At 70.1% G+C, this 21,119-nt stretch carries 13 protein-coding genes; 7 read left to right on the forward strand and 6 right to left on the reverse strand.

The features are described 5' to 3' along the window. Positions 1-27: 27 nt before the first annotated feature. Positions 28-1,434, reverse strand: coding sequence for a GGDEF domain-containing protein (locus B0I29_RS24095; protein ID WP_111651301.1), 1,407 nt, complete (start codon positions 1,432-1,434; stop codon positions 28-30). A 152-nt stretch (positions 1,435-1,586) separates the two neighbouring features. Here B0I29_RS24095 and gndA point away from each other — a divergent pair, with 152 nt between their 5' ends. Next, entirely contained in the window at positions 1,587-3,026 is a 1,440-nt protein-coding gene (gene gndA / locus B0I29_RS24100) for an NADP-dependent phosphogluconate dehydrogenase (protein ID WP_111651302.1), read from the forward strand. 13 nt (positions 3,027-3,039) lie between these two features. On the opposite strand, the gene B0I29_RS24105 is transcribed toward gndA, so the two are convergent. The 3 genes from B0I29_RS24105 to pgm form a co-directional block, all read right to left on the reverse strand. Further along, on the reverse strand, positions 3,040-4,377 hold the full coding sequence (locus tag B0I29_RS24105; protein ID WP_111651303.1) for an MFS transporter: 1,338 nt from the start codon (positions 4,375-4,377) through the stop codon (positions 3,040-3,042). A 44-nt stretch (positions 4,378-4,421) separates the two neighbouring features. Then, complete coding sequence (locus B0I29_RS24110) at positions 4,422-6,707, reverse strand: putative bifunctional diguanylate cyclase/phosphodiesterase (protein ID WP_245972707.1); 2,286 nt, start codon at positions 6,705-6,707, stop codon at positions 4,422-4,424. A gap of 78 nt (positions 6,708-6,785) precedes the next feature. Next, positions 6,786-8,429 (reverse strand): phosphoglucomutase (alpha-D-glucose-1,6-bisphosphate-dependent), encoded by a 1,644-nt coding sequence (gene pgm, locus B0I29_RS24115; RefSeq protein ID WP_111651304.1) that lies wholly within the window; start codon positions 8,427-8,429, stop codon positions 6,786-6,788. Positions 8,430-8,517: 88 nt separating this feature from the next. Between pgm and B0I29_RS24120 the strand changes: the two genes are divergently transcribed. The 3 genes from B0I29_RS24120 to B0I29_RS24130 all read left to right on the forward strand — a co-directional run bounded on the left by B0I29_RS24120 (position 8,518) and on the right by B0I29_RS24130 (position 12,197). Further along, positions 8,518-10,272, forward strand: coding sequence for a copper resistance CopC/CopD family protein (locus tag B0I29_RS24120; RefSeq protein ID WP_245972708.1), 1,755 nt, complete (start codon positions 8,518-8,520; stop codon positions 10,270-10,272). Between the two features lie 597 nt (positions 10,273-10,869). After that, a complete protein-coding gene (locus tag B0I29_RS24125; RefSeq protein WP_111651306.1) occupies positions 10,870-11,214 on the forward strand; it encodes an STAS domain-containing protein in 345 nt (114 codons plus the stop codon). 191 nt (positions 11,215-11,405) lie between these two features. After that, positions 11,406-12,197 (forward strand): YaaA family protein, encoded by a 792-nt coding sequence (locus tag B0I29_RS24130; protein WP_111651307.1) that lies wholly within the window; start codon positions 11,406-11,408, stop codon positions 12,195-12,197. 3 nt (positions 12,198-12,200) lie between these two features. Here B0I29_RS24130 and B0I29_RS24135 read toward each other — a convergent pair whose 3' ends face one another. Next, entirely contained in the window at positions 12,201-12,716 is a 516-nt protein-coding gene (locus tag B0I29_RS24135) for an FKBP-type peptidyl-prolyl cis-trans isomerase (RefSeq protein WP_111651308.1), read from the reverse strand. Positions 12,717-12,995: 279 nt separating this feature from the next. On the opposite strand from B0I29_RS24135, the gene B0I29_RS24140 reads away from it, so the two are divergent. From B0I29_RS24140 to B0I29_RS24150, 3 genes are all read left to right on the forward strand, one after another. After that, positions 12,996-13,769, forward strand: coding sequence for a hypothetical protein (locus tag B0I29_RS24140; protein ID WP_245972709.1), 774 nt, complete (start codon positions 12,996-12,998; stop codon positions 13,767-13,769). A 36-nt stretch (positions 13,770-13,805) separates the two neighbouring features. After that, a complete protein-coding gene (locus B0I29_RS45895; protein ID WP_181557955.1) occupies positions 13,806-19,187 on the forward strand; it encodes an MMPL family transporter in 5,382 nt (1,793 codons plus the stop codon). Positions 19,188-19,275: 88 nt separating this feature from the next. Continuing rightward, on the forward strand, positions 19,276-20,697 hold the full coding sequence (locus B0I29_RS24150) for an SDR family oxidoreductase (protein WP_111651310.1): 1,422 nt from the start codon (positions 19,276-19,278) through the stop codon (positions 20,695-20,697). A gap of 64 nt (positions 20,698-20,761) precedes the next feature. On the opposite strand, the gene B0I29_RS45900 is transcribed toward B0I29_RS24150, so the two are convergent. Beyond that, the coding region (locus B0I29_RS45900; protein WP_181557956.1) for a hypothetical protein at positions 20,762-21,119 on the reverse strand (358 nt) is incomplete at its 5' end.

Below are 21,119 nucleotides of genomic sequence, written 5' to 3' on the forward strand. Positions count from 1 at the left end.
CGTCACCCCGCCGGGCGCGTCGAAAGCTCACGCCACGCGACTCGACGCCTTCTCCCGGTACATCGCCTGATCGGCGCGGCGGATCAGCTCGTCGGCGTCCAGCCCGCCGCCGGAACGGGCCGTGCCGACGCTTGCTCCGACGCGTACCCACTCGGTCATGACCGGGACGGGAGCGCTCAGCGCGACCCGGACATGGTCCTCCAGGCGCCGGTCGGCGCCCTCGCCCGCGGACAGCAGGACGAACTCGTCGCCGCCGTAACGGGCCACCGTGTCACCGGGCGCGAGGCCCGCGCGCAGCCGGTCCGCGACCTCGGCGAGCAGCTGGTCGCCGGCGAGGTGACCGAGCCGGTCGTTGACCTCCTTGAACCCGTTGAGGTCGCAGAAGAGCAGGACCACCTCGGGACCGCCGGACGTGCGCTCCCGAGCCAGGGCGGCGTCGAGGCGGGTCCACAGCTCGGCCCGGTTCGGCAGGCCGGTCAGCAGGTCGTGGGTGGCCTGGTGCCGCATCCGGGCCTCGGCCTGCTCACGCTGGTCGGCGAGCCGGGAGACCCGGATCGCGACCAGCACGACGATCAGCAGGTTGCCGACGGTGAGCAGCGCGGTGTCACCGCGCACGCCGAGCAGCTCACGGATCGCCGAGACCAGCGGCACGACCGTGACCGCCGCGGTCAGGAAGATCACCCGCTTGCGGAACGGGCGTTCCTTCGGCGTCGGGCCGGGCTGCGCCATCCGGTGCGCACTGGGCAGCATCGCGGCGAGGCCAACCAGCAGGTAGCAGACCATGAAGAGCATCTCGCGCCACGCCGAGGACGTCGCGGTGATCGAGCCGGTCGCGGTGACCGCCGCGGTGGTGCCGGTCAGGTCCAGCACGATCGCGCCGGTGAGCAGCACCAGCGGCAGCGGCGGGCGCCGCACCATGAGCACGAGCCGGAGCAGCGCGCCGAGCACGCCGGCGAGCAGCAGAACCGTGGTGAGCAGGATGGTCTGCCGGCCCACCACGATCTCCGCGGCGTTCAAGCCGGGCTGCAGCAGCGCGGTCCAGGTGAGCGCGGCCACCACGATCGCCACCACGCTGGAGTCGATCAGCCCGCCGACGTCGTTGCGGCCGCGCCGCAGCACCAGCGAGACCGCCGCGACCAGCAGATGCACATGGCTGATCGCCACCAGCACGTCGCCGACCGCGCCACGGGGGTGCCCGGTGGACAGGCTTATCGCATTGGCGACGACCAGCCAGCCGAGACCCAGAGCCAGGAATCGGTACGGGTACCGCTCGGCGCCCGCCACCCGCGGCAGAACACCGAGAACCGCCGCCAGGGCCACCACCGAGACCAGCAGCATCAGCAGGTGCCGCCCGGCCGGGGATGCCAGTGGCATGGCTGCGGTCAGCGCGCCCGTCACGGCAAGGTAGACGGACACGCCGGGGAAACGGGTCACGAGCCCATCCATCGGTTGTGAAAGGCTCAACCTGAGGGCTGGACCTGAGACTGCTGCTCAACCCGTGGACGTGATCGAACCGCCGCGGCCCGGTTCCCGTAAGAATGACCGCGGGACCCGTAACACCGCGGGTAACGAGGAAGGACGTAGTGATGTCGCAGAAGGCGCAGATCGGAGTCACCGGCCTGGCGGTGATGGGCCGCAACCTGGCTCGTAACTTCGCTCGGCACGGTCACACCGTGGCGGTGCACAACCGGTCCTACGGCCGCACCAAGGAGCTGGTCGAGGAGTTCGGTCACGAGGGCACGTTCCTGCCGGCCGAGACCGCCGAGCAGTTCGTCGCGAGCCTCGAGCGCCCCCGTCGCGTCGTCATCATGGTCAAGGCCGGTCCCGCCACCGACGCCGTGATCGACGAGTTCGCCCCGCTGCTCGAAGAGGGCGACATGCTCATCGACGCGGGTAACGCCCACTTCGCGGACACCCGCCGGCGGGAGGCCGCGCTCAAGGAGCAGGGCCTGCACTTCGTCGGCACCGGCGTGTCCGGCGGCGAGGAGGGCGCGCTGCACGGCCCGAGCATCATGCCGGGCGGCTCGAAGGAGTCGTACCAGGCGCTCGGCCCGCTGCTGGAGGACATCTCGGCGAAGGTGGACGGCGAGCCGTGCTGCGTGCACGTCGGCCCGGACGGCGCCGGCCACTTCGTGAAGATGGTGCACAACGGCATCGAGTACGCCGACATGCAGCTCATCGCCGAGGCGTACGACCTGCTGCGCCAGGTGGGCGGGCACACCCCGGCCGAGATCGCCGAGGTCTTCCAGGGGTGGAACGAGGGGCGGCTCGGGTCGTACCTCATCGAGATCACCGCTGAGGTGCTGAAGCAGACCGACGCGGCGACCGGCAAGCCGTTCGTCGACGTCGTGGTGGACCGGGCCGAGCAGAAGGGCACCGGCCGCTGGACCGTACAGGCGGCTCTCGACCTCGGTGTCCCGGTCTCCGGCATCGCCGAGTCGGTCTTCGCCCGGGCGCTCTCCGGTGGCGCGGACGTGCGGGACGCGGCCGCCTCGGCCGGTCTCCCCGGTCCGGGCGCCAGCGCCGGCCTGCACGCCGGTGACCTGGTCGCCGACGTCGAGCAGGCGCTGTTCGCCTCCAAGATCGTCGCGTACGCGCAGGGCTTCCAGCAGGTCCAGGCGGCCAGCGCGGAGTACGGCTGGGACATCGACCCCGGCGCGATGGCGAAGATCTGGCGGGCCGGCTGCATCATCCGGGCCAAGTTCCTGGACTTCATCAAGCAGGCGTACGACAAGCAGCCGGCACTCCCGACGCTGCTCGTCGACGAGTACTTCCTGGACGCCGTCTCGGGTGCGCAGGACGCCTGGCGGCGGGTCGTGGTGACGGCGGCGCAGCAGGGCATCCCGGCGCCCGGTTTCTCGTCGGCGCTGGCGTACTACGACGGCCTGCGGGCCAAGCGCCTGCCGGCCGCCCTGATCCAGGGCCAGCGGGACTTCTTCGGCGCGCACACCTACCAGCGGGTGGACAAGCCGGGCGCGTTCCACACCCTCTGGGCAGCGGAGAACCGCCCCGAGGTCGACGCCTGATTCGCTGACTGATTCAGCTCACTGGGGCGGCGGCCTGTTCGGCCGTCGCCCTGCTGTTCAGCCGGCGATAGGGGCGGCTCACCAGCGCGAGCCCCGTCGCGATCACCCCGATGATGCCGGTCAGCACGAACACCAGCGCGATCCCCCGGTCCGCGCCGGTGCCGAACCACGGCCCCAGCTCCCGCGCGCCCCACCCGTCGGTCATGAACGGGATGAACACGAACTGGGTGATCGGCGAGATCAGGAACGCGGTCAGCGGCGACGCGGCCTGCTCGGCGCTCTGCGCCAGCCCGAAGACCCGGCCCTGCCGCTCGTACGGCACCACCTTCTGCAGGATGGTCTGCTCGGCGGCCTCCGCGTACGGCATCAGCAGCATGTACAGGTACAGCCCGACGGCGAGCCACCAGATCGACGCGCGCAGCGGGAACACGATGATGATCGCCCAGAGCACCACGTTGATCAGCAGGAGCAGGCGCACCGGTCGGCGGCCGAGCCCGGTCCGCGACACCGCGAGCCCGCCGACGATCATGCCGGTGCTGAGCACACCCCAGAGCAGGCCCCACGACTGCACCGAGACGAGCGACAGTCCGTACGCGTCGGCGAGGGCCATGAACACCCCGCCGAGGAAGTTGTTGAACGTGCTGAACAGGATCAGCGCGGTCAGCCCCGGAACACCCGCGATGATCCGCAGCGTGCCGCGGAGGTCGACGCCGCCCTTGTCCGGCGTCTCGCCGGGAACGACCACCCGCTCCGGGATCGTCACGAACGACAGGTGCACCATCGCCAGCACGAGCGACGCGATCCCCAGGATCAGCACCGAGCGCATCCCGTCGAACGCCACCAGCACACCACTGATCACCGACGTGGTCAGGAACGTGGTGCCGGTGACCGTACCCACCAGGCCGTTCGCCCGGTCCCGGGTGTCCTCCTCGATCAGCAGCGTGACCAGGGTGGGCAGCGCGATCGTCCGGATGTTGCCGGCGATCACGCCGAACATGATCAGCAGGATCAGCACCCACAGCTGGACGCCCGCCGGATCGTGGAATTCATCCGCCGGGGTGACCAGGTAGACCGTGAGAGCGCCGGCGTAGAAGAGCAGCGACGCGAACGCCGAGGCCTGCAGCGCGGTCTTCTTGCGGTGGCCGTCCACGATGCTGCCGAACCAGATGCCGGTCGCCGCGGTGAGCACCAGGAAGATCCCGGAGATCACGCCGGTGGCGAAGACCGACCTGGTCTGCAGATAGACCCAGAACGTCACCGCGAACCAGGCGGTGAAGTTCATGACCGACACCAGCAGCGTGTTCACGAGGATCTGGTAGAAGGTCTTCACATGGCCCTGGACGACGGTCATGCATGACAAGGTACGACCTCAAGGGCGGTCGAGGTCCAGCGAATTCAGGCAGCGCGCACCGGATCGGCGGCCATCAGCGCGCCGCACTCGTCGGCCGGCAGCGGCTTGGCCATGAAGAACCCCTGGCCGTACCGATAACCCAGCGCCCGCAGCCGGTCCATCTGCGCCTGGCTCTCGATGCCCTCGGCGACCGCCTTGAGCTGCAGATGCTCGGCGAGCTGGGCGACCGCGCCGGCCACCGCGAGCCGGCCACGATCCTCACCGTCGGCGATGCCGTCGACGAACGACTTGTCCAGCTTCAGCACGTCGACCGGGAACGCCCGGAGCAGGCTCAGCGACGACTGCCCGGTACCGAAGTCGTCGAGCGCGAGCCGCACACCCATGTCGTGCAGCTGCTCCAGGGTCTCCCGGACCTGCCAGCCGTCGACCACCGACGACTCGGTGACCTCCAGGATCAGGTTGATCGGGGTCAGCCCGGTCTCGCTGAGCACCGCCGCCACCTCGTCGACCAGGCCGGCCTCGCGCAGCTGCCGGACCGCGACGTTGACGTTGATCGCCTCGATCGCGCCGGCGCCGTGCTCGGCACGCCAGCGGGCGAGCTGCTCGCAGGCCTCCCGGAGCACCCACGCGCCGAGCGGCACGATCAGGCCGGAGCGTTCGGCGACCGGGATGAACTCGGCCGGCGAGACGAACCCGCGCTGCGGGTGCTGCCAGCGGACCAGCGCCTCGGCGCCGTGCAGCCGGCCGGTGACCAGGTCGAAGACGGGCTGGTAGAGCAGCCGCAGCTCGCCGCGGATGATGGCGTTGCGCAGCTCGCTGGCGACCCGGGCATGGCTGACCATGTCCTGGCGCATCTGCGGCTCGAACCGTATCCAGGAGGCCTTGCCGGCCTCCTTGGCGGCGTACATGGCGATGTCGGCGTTGCGCAGCACCTCGTCGGCCGTCTCGCCGGTGTCGGCGATCGCGATGCCGGCGCTGGCGTGCAGCAGCAGATGCTGGTCACCGAGGTGGAACGGGTCGGCGAGCGCGGCCAGCAGCCGGCCCGCGGCGGCTTCGGCCGCCGCCGGATCGTCGAGCGGCAGCAGCACGGCGAACTCGTCGCCGCCGAGCCGGGCCGGCAGTTCCCCGGTCTGGCAGAGGCCGCGCAGCCGCTGCGCCACCTGGTACAGCAGCTGGTCGCCGGCGGCCGGGCCGAGCGTGTCGTTGATCATTTTGAAGTCGTCGACGTCGATCAGCAGGGCGGTGGCCGCCTGGTGGTCCCCCAGCCGTTCGCCGAGGACCACGCTGAAGCGGGTGCGGTTCGGCAGGCCGGTGAGCGTGTCGCTGAGCGCGAGCCGTTCCAGCTCGGCCTGCTGCTGCCGGATCCCGCGCAGCGCGATGGTGTTCTCGCGCAGGCTCAGCAGCTGACGGGCGACCACGAACCCGGTGATCAGCACGGCGCCGATGATCACGGTGCGCTGCCGGGAGTTCATGTCCTGGGCGCTGACCGTCACGACCAGCGCGGCGGTGGCGGTGACCGCGAGGAACGGCAGCAGGTTGAAGAGCGAGCGGTGGGTGAGCAGCTCCCGGGGCGGGGCGGCGAGGGCCCGGCGCTGCACCAGGGCGGCCACGCAGACCGCGGTGCCGATCAGCGGCAGGGCCAGCACCGACAGCGCCAGCCGGCTCCAGTCCTCGCCCGCGATCAGCAGGATGTTGCCGACGACGGCGACCACCGGTACGACGGTCAGCACCCGCAGCGCGACCGGGTCGACCAGGGTCTCCGGGCGGGACGCGGCCTTGCCGATCACCACGAGCAGCAGGACGCCGCCGACGCCGACGATCGCCGCGGAGACCCGGGAGACCAGCGACGTCCCCGCGGGTGCGAGGTCGAGGACCACGTACCAGAAGATCAGCGCGCTGGCGGTGGCAACGGTCGCGCCGTCCAGCAGCGCCCGGACCCAGCTGGCGCCGGTGCGTTTCGGACCGGGCAGCCCCAGGAACCCGAGCATCAGCAGCAGCACGCCGCACAGCATCGGCGCCGCGGTCTGCCAGGACAGGCCGGTGTCGTTGTTGGCGCGGGCCAGGGTGACGCACGACGCGACGAGCAGGCAGAACGAGGCGTGTTCCAGACGGCGCCAGAATGTGCGTACCGGGCGGGACAGCCGCACCTGCCGGGCGATCCGCCAGCTGGCGAAGACCGCGGCGGCCAGGGCGAGCGGCCCGGCCGCGTACCCGTGGGTCACGTCCGATTCGTGGCGCACCCCGAGCCACACGAGAACCCCGGCGATGGCGGCGACGGCCACGATCGTCGGAGCGAGCCCACCGGCTCGCTGCCTCTCGGGTGCACTCACGGTGTCCGACTGCTCCTCGCCGACTGATACGCCTTCCTTGCGGCATACCAGTCGGCGAGAACACCCGGAACCTGAGTTCTAACCGTTCAGCGCCGCGGAAACCACCCCGCGTGCTTCCTCCTGGATGCGGGCCAGGTGGTCCGGACCGTGGAACGACTCGGCGTAGATCTTGTAGACGTCCTCGGTGCCGGACGGCCGGGCCGCGAACCAGCCCGACTCGGTCACCACCTTGAGGCCGCCGATCGCCGCGCCGTTGCCGGGCGCGCTGGTCAGCACGCTGGTGATCGGCTCACCGGCCAGTTCCGTGGCGGTCACCTGGGACGGCGACAGCTTGCCGAGGACGGCTTTCTGCTCCCGGGTGGCGGGCGCGTCGATCCGCGCGTACGCCGGCTCGCCGAACTTCGCGACAAGCTCGCGATAGTGCTCGCTGGGCGACTTGCCGGTGGTCGCGAGGATCTCGGACGCCAGCAGGTCGAGCAGCAGGCCGTCCTTGTCGGTGCTCCACACGCTGCCGTCGCGGCGCAGGAACGACGCCCCGGCGCTCTCCTCGCCGCCGAACCCGATCGACGCGTCCAGCAGCCCGGGCACGAACCACTTGAAGCCGACCGGTACCTCGTCGAGACGCCGGCCCAGGTCGGCGGCGACCCGGTCGATCATCGAGGAGGAGACCAGGGTCTTGCCGATCCCGGCGGTGGCCGGCCAGTCGGTACGCGCCCGGAACAGGTACCCGATCGCCACCGCGAGGTAGTGGTTCGGGTTCATCAGCCCGCCGTCCGGGGTGACGATGCCGTGCCGGTCGGCGTCGGCGTCGTTGCCCGTGGCGATCTGGTATTTGTCCTTCTGCGCGATCAGCGACGCCATCGCGTACGGCGACGAGCAGTCCATCCGGATCTTGCCGTCCCAGTCCAGCGTCATGAAGCTGAACGTCGGGTCGACCAGCGGGTTCACCACGGTCAGGTCGAGGCCGTGCCGGTCGGCGATCTCGCCCCAGTAGTGCACGCTGGCCCCGCCGAGCGGGTCGGCGCCGATCCGGACACCGGCCCGGCGGATCGCCTCGATGTCGATCACGCTGGGCAGGTCGTCGACGTACGCGGCCAGGTAGTCGTACCCGGAGACCGTGGCCGACTCGCGGGCCCGGATCGCGCTGATCCGCCGCACGTCCTTGAGACCGCCGGCGACCAGGTCGTTCGCCCGGTCCTGGATCCACTTGGTGGCGTCGGTGTCGGCCGGCCCGCCGTTCGGCGGGTTGTACTTGAAGCCGCCGTCGTCCGGCGGGTTGTGCGACGGGGTGACGACGACGCCGTCCGCGAACCCGTCGGTCCTCCCCCGGTTGTAGGTGAGGATCGCGTGCGACAGGGCCGGCGTCGGGGTGTACCCGTCGCGGCTGTCGATCAGCGTGGTCACGTCGTTCGCGGCGAACACCTCGAGCGCGGTGATCATCGCGGGCTCGCTCAGCGCGTGCGTGTCCCGGCCGAGGAACAGCGGCCCGTCGGTGCCCTGCGCCTTGCGGTACTCGACGATCGCCTGGCTGGTGGCAGCGATGTGATCCTCGTTGAACGCGGTGCGCAGGCTGGACCCGCGATGACCGGACGTGCCGAACGCGACGCGCTGCCCCGCCTGGGACGGATCCGGGTGCTCGGTGTAGTAACGCGAGATGACTTTCGGCACGTCGATCAGATCGGCCGGTTCGGCGGGCAAACCGGCACGGGGGTGGGTGGACATCGCGGCCTCCTCAGGAGCGTGGACCTGTGCGGAATCGTATCGAGCCGCTCCCTTGAACCTTTCCCCCGCATCATCCGAACTACCTCATGTGATCCGGGCCGTTCCACGCGTACTCCTGCTCCTGCTCGTGCTGCTGGGAGCGCTTGTCGCGTCGCCGAGCCCGGCTTCCGCGCACGCCGCGCCGGTCGGTGCCACCCCCGCACCCGGCAGCATCGTCGGCAGCTCCCCCACCGAAGTCACCGTCACGTTCAGTGAACCGATCAGCCCGGTCACCGGCCAGATCCAGGTGATCGCCCCCGACGGCGAACGCATCAACGCCACCCCGACGGTCCAGGGCGCCGTGCTGCGCATCCCGATCCGCTCCGCGAAACGCCCACTCGGCACCTATCTCGTCAGCTTCCGGGTGATCTCCGCGGACAGCCATCCGGTCGGCGGCGCGATCACCTTCTCGGTGGGCGCGCCCTCCGCGCGACCCGAGGCCGCGACCACCACCGGCTCCCACCCCTCGGTCACCCTCGCGGTCCCCACCCTCAAATTCCTTGGGTACGCGGGAATCACGCTGATCGCGGGCCCGAGCCTGTTCCTGGCCTTCCTGTGGCCCCGCAAACGCTCCCGGTCGGGGGCGATCCGCCTGCTCCGGATCGGCCTGGCCCTGACCGCGGCGGCAACCCTCGGCGCCCTGGGCACCCAGGCCCAGCAGGGCAGCGGAGCGGCGTTGTGGCAGGTGTCGGTGTCCGAGCTGACAGCAGTCCTGACCAGCCAGTTCGGCCTGCTCCTGCTCTCCCGCCTAACCGCCCTGGCCCTGCTCGCAGTCCTGCTACCGCCGCTCCTGAAAGCGCACCCCCGCCGGATTTCCCCCTCTCCCGCACGCACGCCCGCGCTGGTCGCCGTCGGTGCCCCCACGCCTGTTGTTGCTCCCCCGGTTCCCTCGGCTCCGGTGGTCGTCGAGGCCTCGTCCCGCGTTGCTCAGTTCCGGGTCGCGGCAGTGCTCCTGCTGAGCGTTTTCGGTCTCGCCACGTGGCCTCTCACCGGTCACGCGATCGCCGCCCCACTACCCGCCGTGACCGTCACGGTAGGAACCGTCCACATGGCCGCCATGGCCGTCTGGCTCGGCGGCCTGATCACGCTGACCGTCTTCCTGCTCCGCGGCACCGACCGCCGGATCCTCGGCGTGCTGCTACCGGTCTGGTCCCGCTGGGCGGCCCTGGCCGTCGTCTGGCTCACCATCGCCGGAGGCGTCCAGGCGGTGGTCCAGCTGGGCGCGCTCCCCGCGCTCTGGCAGACCGGGTACGGCAGACTCCTGCTGGCCAAACTCGCCGTCCTGGCCGGAGTCCTGACCCTGGCCTTCTTCGCCCGCCGCCTGGTCACCCGGGTGACCGGCTCCGGCGCCTCCGGCCTGCGCCGCACGGTGGCCGTAGAGGTAGCCGCCACCGTCCTGATCCTGGGCCTGAGCGCCGTCCTGGTCCAGGTGGACCCGGGCCGCAGCGCCGCGGCGAAGGACGGCGCGGTAACCGGCGAGGGCGTCTCCGAGACGCTGACGAACTCCCTCTACACGCTCCAGTTCAACATCTATCCGGTGGAGGTAGGCGAGTACAACACGGTCCACGCCTTCCTCTACACCCCCGAGGGCAAGCCCCTGCCCCCCGAGGAGTGGGAGATCTCCACCCGCCTGACCAGCCAGAACCTGGAAGCGGTGAAGGAACCCCTCCTGGGCCTGACCCCCAAGCACCACGCCCTAGGCTCAGTCACGTTCCCGATCCCCGGAACCTACGAGATCGCCTTCACCATCCGCGTCGACGACCTAAACCGAGCAACAGTAAAAACCTCGCTGACCGTCCCCTGACCCCGCACACCCGACACCACCCGGCCACCGCGCGAACCCACCGCCACACGCCAGGCAAGCAAGCGAACCGGCGTAAGCGAGCCGGCGTAAGCGAGCAAGCGACGCGCGTCGAATCAGGGCGCAATTCGCACCGCAAATCGACACAAGCCGGCGACTTCCGATCTGCGTGTCGATTTAGGGTGCGAATCGAACCCGAAGTCGACACACACCGTCTGACCCGCACGGCGGCACCGCCTCGCCATCGCCGAACCCAACACTCGGCCGATCTTGTGACCTTATGGCTGATGCAGCGGCACAAACTCACTAGATCCACCAAGCCGCCGAGCGCACCTGCCGCCCGCCTGGCCTCGCCCCGCCCCGCCCCGCCTGGCCTCGCCTCGCCTCGCCTCGCCGCCGATCTTGTGAGTTTGGGGTCGATCGGGTGGCGCAAGCTCACAAGATCGGTCCCGCGCTGCCCCGCTGTGTGAGGAGCGCCGGGTACGGGCGGCGAGCATGTCCGTCGTGACGGGGCTGCCGGGCGGGAGGCTGGACCTGGTGGGCTGAAGCAGGTGACTGCGCGTCACTTTCTGGGAATAAGTAGTCCGGGAGGTGACTGCGATGCATGTTTCTTCGGAGGAGACAGCCGGCAACGTCATCGTCGTGACGGTGCGCGGCAACCTGGATCTCGACAGTGCCCCGAGCCTGGCCGTCGGGCTGGACCAGGCGCTCTCGCGGGACGAGCCACGCGTCGTGGTCGACCTGTCCCGGGTGGAGTTCTGCGATTCGATCGGGCTGAGCACGTTCGTGGTCGGGCACAACCGGGCCCGCGCGGCCGGCGGCTGGTTACGGATCGCGGCGCCCACCGAGTTCCTGGAGCAACTCCTCGACACGATCGGCCTGGCCGGCCGGCTCGGCGTCTACGCGACCGTCGACGACGCCCTCGCCGGCCGCCCGGACACCTGACCAACGACAAAACCTGCCAAAGATAAACAAACCGGCCCCGCCAAGGACGCCACGGCCCGCCCCGAAAGACTGAGCACAGCGCCACCCCGGCCGGCCAGGTGCTCCCCGGCACGCCCCGGACGGTTGAGCACAGCGTCACCCCGGCGCGTCCCGCACGGTCCGGGCACAGTACGGGCGGTTAGTCTCGCCGCGTGCTGATCCTGCTGCCGCCGTCCGAGGGTAAGACCACCGCGACCACCGGTGACCCGGTCGACCATGCCGCCCTCTGGCTGCCCGAGCTCGCGACCGCCCGCACCCGGGTACTTAACCGGCTCGTCGCTCTGTGTAAGCGCACTAGCGAACGCTCGGTGACCGACTCACTGACCGTTCTCGGACTCAGCGCCGGGCAGCGTGACGAGATAGCCCGGAACGCCGTCCTGCACACGGCACCCGCGGCGCCGGCGTCCGAGGTCTACACCGGGGTGCTCTACGAGGCTCTCGACCCGGCCGGGCTCACCGGCGAATCCCGGGAGTGGCTGGACCGGACGGCTGTCGTCTTCTCCGGATTGTGGGGCGCGGTCCGGCTCGGCGATCGGATCCCGGCCTACCGCTGCTCGATCGGCGTCGCTCTTCCGGCCCCGGTCGGCGGGCTTACTCCGTACTGGAAAAAGGCTCTGAAGCCGGCGCTGGACCGCTTGGAGGGACCCGTGCTGGATCTTCGTTCTGGGGCTTATGTGGCGATGTGGGCGCCTGGCGCGCAGAGCGCGCAGGTGCGGGTGCTGCACGAACGGACCGTCGGTGGTGTGACAAAACGGTCAGTGGTGAGCCACTTCAACAAGGCCACGAAGGGCCGGCTGGTGCGCGCGCTGGCCGAGGATCGCGCGACGCCGGAGACGGCGAACGAGCTGGTCACGGCGTTGCGGGACCTGAAGTTCGCGGTCGAGGAGCGGCCTGCCCAACAGGGCGGGCCGCGTCAGCTCGACATCGTGGTCAGTGATCTGTAACGGTCACTTCGCGTCGAGGATGTCGACGACGAAGCGCAGGTCGCCACGCTGCGGGCCGTAGGCGAGGTCCTGCGGGACGTCGAGCTGGATCCGGCTGCCGACCTTCTGGCCGGGGATGCCCTGGTCCCAGCCCTTGATCAGCTCGCCGGTGCCGATCCGGGTGGAGAACGGCGCGCCGCCGGTCCACGACGAGTCGATCACGTCGCCGGTGGTGTACGAGACCAGCTTGTAGTTGACCGTGATGGTCTGACCAGCCGTGACGACCGGGCCGGTGCCGGGGATCAGCTCCTTGATCGCGAGCTTGTCGAGGGTGCCGGTGCCGGCCGTGACCTCGGGCTCGACGGTGAGCGGATCCACCGGCGCCGCTGACTGGGTGGCGGCCGCGGCGGTCGGCGCCGCATCGCTGTCGCCGGATCGGACCCAGAAGACGACGGCGGCGAGCACCGCGAAGACCAGGACCGCGGTCAGCACGCCGGCGATGGCCCGGCCTCGGCTCTTGGTGTCGAACGTGTCGCTCATGCAAATCCCCTGCCGGTGTCGGAAACTCCGGACACGGTACTCGGGTCCGGGACGAAAGCCGCGAAGGACCTCCGCCGAATCACCGATGCCACTGATCGTCCGTACGTCCGGAGACGAGTCCCACTCTTCACTCCTGACCCAACAGATGAGATCGTTTATCGCCCCGTGCACCGCCCCCTGTGAGCCAACGCCTGATCCGGAGGACCCTTGTCCGATCAGACGCCACCGGAAAAGCCTGGACAGAGCCTTGTGCTCCGCGGCCGACCGGACGTCCCCGCCATGCTGCTGGAAGAGAAACGATCCTGGCGCGAGTACTTCGCACCCGGATTGGTGATCTTCCTGGGCGTGGTGGCGGTGATCGCCTTCGGGCTGGTCGTCGTCACCCGCGGCGACGATCCCCAGCCGTCGAACACCACGCCGGTCCTCGGTGGCCTCGGCGAGCCGACGGCCGCCCAGGTGCCGATCCCGCTGCCCAGCGCGTCGCCTTCGATCAGCCCGGTGCCGGTCGACTCGATCGCGATCGAACGGTCGGCCGTTCCCGACCGGGTCGACCTGAGCGCCGAGGGAACGATCGACTGGGTGCACTGGGGTGAGCAGGGCACGTACACCCTGGAACGCAACGCCAACGGCGGGTTCGCGATCCTCGAAGGAACGCCGGATCCGTCCCGGGTTCGGCACACGGCCAGCCCGGAGGCCTTCAGCTGGACCGGCGGCCACCCGCTCGCCACCGCGAAGGGCGTGACCAGCGGCGTACGGTCCTGCGACGCGGGCAGCGGGTTCACGCTCTCCGCACCGGCCGGGACCCGGGACACGACGCTGCGCCTCTACGTCGGCATGATCGCCGGACGGGGCTCGCTGGAGATCCGGCTCTCCACCGGCGGCAAGGTCGTCACCGACACCTGGGAGCAGACCGGGGAGTCGATGGCGACCGCTGCCTACACGGTGAGCTACACCTCATCGGGTACTGGCAAGATCTCCATCAAGTGGATCACCGACGAGTCCTTCGACGAGGACTGCGGCGGGGTCACCCTGCAGGCCGCGACACTCAGCTGACCTGCTCTTTTTGACCCTAATCCGGAAGGGGAGCCTGTGTTCGCGGGCTGGGGATCGCAGGTTGCCCGTCTTCGGTGGCCGGTTCTGATCATCGCGCTCGTCGCGGTGCTCGGTGCCGGGACCTGGGGCTTCGGGGTGTTCGATCGGCTCACCGAGGGCGGTTACAGCGATCCGGACTCGGAGTCCGCGCGCGCCGCCGAGGTGGTCGCCACCGCCCTGAGCGGGCAGAGCGGCGACGTCATCGCGATCTGGACTCCGGATCAGGGCACGATCGACGACGCGCCGCTGACCAAGCGGATCAAGGAACGGCTCGCGGCGCTGCCCGAGTCGGCCGTCGTCTCGGCGCCGTCCTACTGGGACACGAAGGCGCCGCAGTTCGCCGCCGAGGACAAGTCCAGCGCGGTCGCCGTGATCACCCTGGCCGGGGCGGACGACGCCGGAAAACTCACCGCTTATGGCGAAATAGTGGATCAGCTGACGGTGCCCGGCGCGCATCTCCAGCTCGCCGGTGGCCTCCCCCTCGCCCACGCCTCCAACGAACGTTCGGCCTCCGACCTCGTCTTCGCCGAGATGATCTCGCTGCCGATCGTCCTGATCCTGCTGCTGTTCATCTTCGGCTCGCTGGTCGCCGCGTCCCTGCCGGTGCTCGTCGGCGGCGCCGCGGTGCTCGGCTCACTCGGTGTGCTCAACGCGGTCGCGCTCAGCCACGAGGTCAACTCGTTCGCCGTCAACGTGGCCAGCCTGCTCGGCCTCGGCATGGCGATCGATTACGGACTCTTCATGGTCGGCCGGTTCCGGGAGGAGCAGGCGTCCCACTCCACTGAGGAGGCGGTCCGGCGTACCGTCGCCACCGCTGGGCGTACCGTCCTCTTCTCCGCGACCCTGCTGATGACCGCCCTGGCCGGGCTGCTGCTCTTCCCGCAGGGCTTTCTCAAATCGCTCGCCTACGGCGGCCTCGCCGCCGTCTTCCTCGCGGCGCTGCTTTCGCTCACCCTTCTGCCCGCGGTCCTTGCCATCTTGGGTACGCGTGTCGACAAGCTCCCGGTTCGCCTGCCCTCGTTCGGCACCGGCGGCGACGGCTGGACCCGGCTCGCCGGGGCGGTGCTGCGCCGACCGGTCCTGTTCGCGCTGCCGATCCTGGCCGGCCTGCTGGTGCTCGCGCTGCCGATCGGCGGCGTCCGCTTCGGCGAGAACGACGAGCGGGTGCTCCCCGAGGGCGACCCGTCGCGCGTCGCGATCGAGACCCTCACGGCCGACTACCCCCAGTTCAGTACGGGTGGGGTGCAGATCGTCGTGAGCGGCAACACCGATGTGGCGGCTTTCGTGACGGCCATCGGCAAGGTCGGCGGTGTCACCGGGGTGAGCACGACCGGCGGGTCCGAGAACGTGACCGTGCTGAACGCGGCGCTCGCCTCGGCGGACCCGTTCAGCGAATCGGCCCGCGAGGTCGTCGAGAACCTGCGCGCCCTCCCGCCACCTGACGGCGCCGAGGTGCTGATCGGCGGCGCCACCGCCCGCAACGTCGACAGCATCGCCGCGATCGGCGCGAAACTCCCGCTGATGATCGCCCTGCTCGCCGGGGCCACGCTGATCCTGATGTTCCTGGCGTTCGGCTCGATCCTGCTGCCGATCAAGGCCGTGGTGATGAGCGCCCTGAGCCTCACCGCCACGTTCGGCATCCTCATCTGGATCTTCCAGGACGGCCACGGCGCGGGGCTGCTCAACGTGACCCCGGCCCCGTTGGAAGCCGGCATCGTCGTACTCATGGCCGCTGTCGTTTTCGGTCTCAGCACCGACTACGAGGTGTTCCTGCTGTCCCGCATGGTCGAGGCCAGGGTGAAGGGCGCGACCACGGCCGAGGCCGTCACGATCGGCCTGACCCGGACCGGCCGCGTGATCAGCGCGGCAGCCCTGCTGCTGATCGTGGTGACCGGCGCGTTCGCGCTGTCCACGGTGACGACGATGCGCTTCGTCGGCGTCGGCATGATCATCGCCTTGGTGCTGGACGCGACGGTGGTCCGGATGCTGCTGGTCCCGGCGGTCCTGGCACTGTTCGGCGACGCCGCCTGGTGGGCGCCGGGGCCGTTGAAACGCCTGCAGGAGCGTGCCGGGCTGGCCGAGCACGCCGCCGAACCGGCGGTGGCCGGAGCCGGGGCCGGGGCCGGGGTTGAGTCCGGTGCTGAGGACCGTTATTACGTCGGCGCGGCACCCCGGCACGCCCTGCCCGGACGCCACGCCGCGGCTCCGGGCGAACCGTCCTTCGCCGAAACCGCAGGCCTCGACACGGTCGTGATCCAGCGAGGCGCCCACGCCATGCCGGCCCACGCGCTCAGCGGGCCTTCGGACGAGAGCCACACGATGGTGCTGGAGTACACCGACGTCCTGGACTACATCGCCGAGAAGGAACGCGACGCCGCAATGAGCAGCCCGGCCTCCCCCGCGGCGGCGCTGCCGGCAGCGGCAGCGGCTCTGCCCGCGGGCGAGGGCACCGGGCCTTTCGCTGTTTCCCCGCCCCCGGCGTCGCCTCCCTCGTCGCCGTCGTCGCCTTCCGCGTCCTCCCCGCCGTCTCCCTCAGCGTCGGCGTCGGATCTGGGTTCGCAGGCGCCGTTGCCGCCGGTGCCGATTCCTGGAGCCTCATCCACGCCGGCGAAGTCCGACGCATCCGCTGGGAGCCCAGGCAACGCGTCCGCACCCGCTGCCGAGCACTCCGCTGCCGCGGGCACATCCGGCCTCCCGAGCACAACCAGCGCCGCGGGCACAGCCAACGTCCCGGCCACAGCCAGCGTCCGGGGCACAGCCAGCGCCGCAGGCAAAGCTGACGCGTCTGTAGCGCCGCTCGATGCCCCCGCAGGAGAGCCCGCCCCGGGCATCGCCAGCCCTGACACGTCCGCTGCCGAAATCCCCGTCGCCGGAACGCCCGCTGTTGGTGCGCACATGGTCGGCTCGGACATTTCCGGCGCAGGTACCGCCCTCACGGGGGTGACGCTCCCCTCGCCAGCGGATCTTGAGCGATCTTCGACCCCTGAGGGTTCAGAATCGCTCAAGATCTCGGACGGGGCGGTCGACGAGACGCCGCGGGCCGGAGTTGAACTCGCCAACGACAGCCACATTCGCGGCATCCCGAACGAATCGACCGCCACCGCCACCGCAGAAGCTGCCGCTGATCAAGAGGACGACGTCCCCGTGGACACTCCGATCTTCGCCGAGGCACGCAGCGCGGCCGAAGAACCCGCCGTCGAGCCTGTCGACAGCGAAGCGATCTGGGCCGAGGTCGAAGCAACTCTCGCGGCCGGCGCCGAAGTGGCGCATGGAGGAGACCTCCCGCCGATCACACAGTCGACAAGCACTACGGATCACGCCAATATCGAGCCACCCGCCGGCGACATTGACGACCCGGTTGCCACCGACTACGCAGTCAACACTGACGACGCCATCAATGTTGAGTCCGTCAATATTGATTCGACCATCAACAACACCGACGCCCTCAACCCCGTCAACACGGGCATCCACAGCAGTCAAGACGTCAACACCGACGTCAACGCTGCGAACGATGTTGACGAGCCAGACAGCACTACCGCCGGTTCCGAGACCGCAGTTGACGCCCCCGAGACGGATGCCGACGAGTTCGTCGCCACCGGCGAACCCGTCGTCACGACACTCGGCACGCCCGGCACCGAGGTACCCACCCCGGCGAACCACGATGCCGCCACCACCGAATCACCGGCACCCGAAACACCGGCCGGCCCTTCCACCACCGAACCGGCCGAGCCTCAGAACGACGAACTCCACCACAGCGAGCTCCACCACAGCGAGCTCCACCACGGCGAGCTCCAGAACGACGAGCTCCAGAACGACGAAAGCCAGCGAGATGTAGCCCAGCACAGCGAAGCCCAGTACAACGAGGTCGAGGAGCCCGTGGCCGAGCAATACGTGTCTGAGGAAGCCCTGACTCCCGACCGTTCCCACGTCGATCAGCAGGCTCCCGTCACCGAACCCGCGCACGACATCGCGGACCATCCTGCCGCCGGCCTCGAGCCCACCCAGGACGGCGAAGAACAAGCGCCCGCCGATCCCGGCATCGAGAGCCCGATCGAAAACGAACTCTCGGACCCGATCGACGAGCAGGTCAAGGACACGGCCGACGACCAGGCCAAGGACACGGCCGACGACCAGGCCAAGGACGGGGCTGACGAGCAGGTCGAGACCAAGCAGGTCGACGCCGAACTACTCGATGCCGAACCGGTCGAGGCAGAACCGGTCGACACCGAACACGTCGATGCCGAACAGGTCGAGGCGGAGCCAGTCGACGCCGAAGAGGTCGAGGCGGAGCCAGTCGACGGCGAGCACGTCGAGGTCGAGCAGGGCGCCTCAGCGACCGAGTTCCCCGACGGGGAGCGCGTCAACATCGCTGAAGGTGGCGAGCTCGCAGCCGACAGCCCTGAGGCCGTAGACGTTCCGGCGGCCAGTGCGCCGGGCGAGGTACCGGCGGGCAGTGCGCCCGTGCCGGATCCGTTCGCGTGGCGGAACGATCCGCGGCTTGCCAACCTGGCGCCGCCCGGATCCGACGACTTCGGCTGGCTGTCCCGTGTCAACGGGCAGGCCGAATCCACCGCGTCGGAAACAACCCACGCCGAGACAACCGAACCCACCCCGGTTACTGCCCCCGAGGCCACGCCGAACCCGGGGTCACCCCCCGTCCACGCGCAGGCCACCGAACCCACCGCACCAGAGGCGACCGCGCCGCAGTCCATCGAGGCCCCGATGACCGAGCACGCCACGCCTCCGACGGCCGGTCCGGCCCTGGAGGGTACGACGCCGGAAGCAGAACCGCGTCGGCCACAGACGCTGGATGACTGGCTGAGCGGTACGGCTGTACCCGTCAGTGCCATCCCCGCGCCAAGCCGGCGGCCGCAGACGCTGGGTGAGTGGCTCGATGGTCCGCGCCCACAGACTCTCGGCGACGTTCCGGCCAAGCCCCGGCCCGCCGGCCAGCCCGACCAAGCAACGCCATCCGATCAAGCCGCGCCATCCGAGCAGAAAGCAAAGGCCGAGCAGCCAGCACCGGCCGACCAGCGAGCACAGGCCGAGCAAACAGCACAGGCCGAGCAAACAGCACAGGCCGACCAGCGAGCACAGGCCGAGCAAACAGCACAGGCCGACCAGCGAGCACAGGCCGAGCAGACAGCACAGGCCGAGCAGGCGACTTCTTCCGAGCAGGCAACCTCACCCGAAGAGGTAACGCCGGACGAAATCCAGATAGCCGACGAAACCCCGGAACCCACTCCCGCTCACGCCGTCCGTCCTCAAACTCTCGACGACTGGCTCAGCGGCCCCCGGCCACCCGCCGATCGCCCGCAGACCCTCGCCGATCAGCCCGCCACCGTCCGGGACAAGCGCGAACAGAGCCAGGAAGGGTGACCCGGGCCCCTTGCCCCGTCCCACCCTCAGCCGATAGGTCCGCCGGGTAAGTACAGTGCCTGCGGTGAGAACAGAGGGGGATGCGGTAATGACCGGCAGTATCGACAACGTCACGGGCGTGGACCCGGACCGCCTTGCGGTCTGCCTTGCCGTCCTGGCCGAGGTGGAATCGCTGCCGGCGGAGCATCCTGACGCGGTAGCGGTGCGGCGGGCGACCGCCGGGATCTTCAAGACGGTGAAGCTGCAGCGCCGCCGGGACCGCCGGGAGGCGATCCTGGAGAACGATCGGACGGTCACCGAGGCGACCGCGACCGGGGCACCGGGGCGGATTGATGACGAAACGGCCGGCATTCCGCTGCGCAGCAATGTGCGCGGTGCCACGGCCGGGGTCCTCAAGCAGGCCCGTGGATGCTACGTGTGCAAGCAGCGGTTCACGGTGGTGGATGCGTTCTACCACCAGCTCTGCCCGAAGTGCGCGGAGCTGAACCACTCCCGCCGCGATGCCCGCACTGACCTGACGGGTCGGAAAGCGCTGCTCACCGGTGGTCGGGCCAAGATCGGCATGTACATCGCGCTGCGTCTGCTGCGCGACGGCGCGGATCTGACGATCACCACGCGGTTCCCGCACGACGCCGTCCGCCGCTTCGCGGCGATGCCGGACAGCGCCGACTGGTTGCATCGGCTGCGGGTCGTGGGCATCGATCTTCGCGACCCGGCCCAGGTGGTGGGTCTCGCCGAGTCGGTGGCCTCACGCGGGTCGGTGGACATTCTTGTCAACAACGCGGCCCAGACCGTACGCCGAACCGCAGGCGCCTACTCGGAGCTGGTGGCCGCCGAGTCGGCACCGTTGCCGGACGGGCCGTTGCCGGCTCTCGAGTACTTCGGCGGGGCGGCGACTCTCGGCGGGGCGTCCCCGGCTGCCGCGCTGGCCGCGCCGGGCACCCTGTCGGCGCAGCAGGTCACCGAGCTGGCGCTGACCGCGCGTTCGACCGGGATCGACGCGGGCGGGCTGGTCCCGGACATCACGCCGACGAACAGCTGGAGCGACCGGGTCCACGAGGTCGAGCCGATGGAACTGCTCGAAGTGCAGCTGTGCAACGTCACGGCACCGTTCATCCTGGTGAGCCGGCTGCGTAAGGCGATGCTGGCGTCACCGTTCCCGCGGCGGTACGTGGTGAACGTGTCGGCGATGGAAGGCATCTTCACCCGCGGTTACAAGGGCGCCGGGCACCCGCACACGAACATGGCGAAAGCGTCGCTCAACATGCTGACCCGCACCAGCGCGGAGGACATGTTCGCCGACGGCATCCTGATGACCAGCGTCGACACCGGCTGGATCACCGACGAGCGGCCGCATCCGACGAAGATGCGCCTGCACGAGGAGGGCTTCCACGCCCCGCTGGACCTGGTCGACGGCGCGGCCCGGGTCTACGACCCGATCGTCCGCGGCGAGCTGGGCGAGGACGTCTACGGCTGTTTCCTGAAGGACTACGCACCGGTCGCCTGGTAGAACGGGAGCGGGCCGCGCCCCAAGGGCGCGGCCCACGCGAAGAGGTTTAACCCTCCCCCATCAATCAGTTCCAGTGACCGCCGCCACCGCCGCCGCCGGGGCCACCCTTCGGGCCACCGCCGCCGGGGCCACCCATGCCACCGGGGCCACCGCCACCCGGGCCGCCCATACCACCGGGGCCACCGCCACCGGGACCGCCCATACCACCGGGACCGCCACCACCAGGTCCGCCACCACCAGGTCCGCCCTGGTTGTTGCCGCCCTGGTTGCCACCTTGGTTGCCGCCCTGGTTGCCACCTTGGTTGCCGCCCTGGTTGCCACCTTGGTTGCCGCCCTGGTTGCCACCCTGGTTGTTGCCGCCCTGGTTGTTGCCGCCCTGGTTGTTGCCGCCCTGGTTGCCGCCCTGGTTGCCACCCTGGTTG

Origin of the sequence: Actinoplanes lutulentus, from assembly GCF_003259845.1 — a bacterium.
Classification (GTDB): domain Bacteria; phylum Actinomycetota; class Actinomycetes; order Mycobacteriales; family Micromonosporaceae; genus Actinoplanes; species Actinoplanes lutulentus.

Bases quoted from the DNA above. Each gene is read 5' to 3' on its own strand.
- gndA (WP_111651302.1), top strand. From the start codon at position 1,587: ATGTCGCAGAAGGCGCAGATCGGAGTCACCGGCCTGGCGGTGATGGGC.
- B0I29_RS24105 (WP_111651303.1), bottom strand. From the start codon at position 4,377: ATGACCGTCGTCCAGGGCCATGTGAAGACCTTCTACCAGATCCTCGTG.
- pgm (WP_111651304.1), bottom strand. From the start codon at position 8,429: ATGTCCACCCACCCCCGTGCCGGTTTGCCCGCCGAACCGGCCGATCTG.
- B0I29_RS24125 (WP_111651306.1), top strand. From the start codon at position 10,870: ATGCATGTTTCTTCGGAGGAGACAGCCGGCAACGTCATCGTCGTGACG.
- B0I29_RS24135 (WP_111651308.1), bottom strand. From the start codon at position 12,716: ATGAGCGACACGTTCGACACCAAGAGCCGAGGCCGGGCCATCGCCGGC.
- B0I29_RS24140 (WP_245972709.1), top strand. From the start codon at position 12,996: ATGCTGCTGGAAGAGAAACGATCCTGGCGCGAGTACTTCGCACCCGGA.
- B0I29_RS24150 (WP_111651310.1), top strand. From the start codon at position 19,276: ATGACCGGCAGTATCGACAACGTCACGGGCGTGGACCCGGACCGCCTT.